1 protein-coding gene is annotated in these 892 nt (G+C 64.1%); it reads left to right on the forward strand.

Annotated elements, in window-relative coordinates:
- Positions 1 to 892, forward strand: an 892-nt coding sequence (locus tag ABEA87_RS42175; protein WP_345639421.1) for an arabinofuranosidase catalytic domain-containing protein, incomplete at both ends; no start/stop codon positions are given.

An 892-nucleotide genomic window follows, 5' to 3' on the forward strand; every position in this document is an offset into this window, starting at 1 on the left:
GGGCGGTACGCCGTGTGTGGCCGCGCACAGCACGACGCGGGCGTTGTATGCCTCGTACAACGGGGCGCTGTATCAGGTGAGGCGTTCGTCGGACAACGCGACGCGGGATGTCGGGTTGCTCAGTGCGGGTGGGTATGCCAACGCGGCGACGCAGGATTCGTTCTGTTCCGGTACGACGTGTGTCATCACTGTCATCTACGACCAGTCGGGGAGGGGTAACAACCTCACTCAGGCGCCGGGTGGCGGTGCGGCGGGCGGGCCGGACAACCTCGCGAACGCGACCGCCGCGCCGACCACGGTCGGTGGCCACAAGGCGTACGGCGTCTACGTGGCGGCGGGTACGGGTTACCGCAATGACCACACCAACGGCATCGCGACCGGTGACAACCCGGAGGGCATGTATGCCGTGTTCGACGGCACGCACTACAACGGTGGCTGCTGCTTCGACTACGGCAACGCCGAGACGAGTAACAACGACACCGGTAACGGTCACATGGAGGCCATCTATTTCGGCAATATCAAGGTGTGGGGCTATGGCACGGGTAATGGTCCCTGGGTGATGGCCGATCTGGAGAACGGTTTGTTCTCGGGGGTCAACGCGGGTTACAACGCCAACGATCCGAGTGTGAACTACCGGTACCTGACGGCGATTGTGAAGGGTCAGCCGGCCCATTGGTCGATCCGGGCCGGTAACGCGCAGTCGGGTGGGTTGTCGACGTTCTACAGTGGCGCGCGTCCGAGTGTGTCGGGGTACAACCCGATGCACAAGGAGGGGGCGATCATCCTCGGGATCGGCGGCGACAACAGCAAGGGCTCCGCCGGCACCTTCTACGAGGGAGTGATGACCTCCGGCTACCCGTCGGACGCCACCGAGAACTCGGTACAGGCCAAC

Origin of the sequence: Rugosimonospora acidiphila (assembly GCF_039543385.1) — a bacterium.
Classification (GTDB): Bacteria; Actinomycetota; Actinomycetes; order Mycobacteriales; family Micromonosporaceae; genus Rugosimonospora; species Rugosimonospora acidiphila.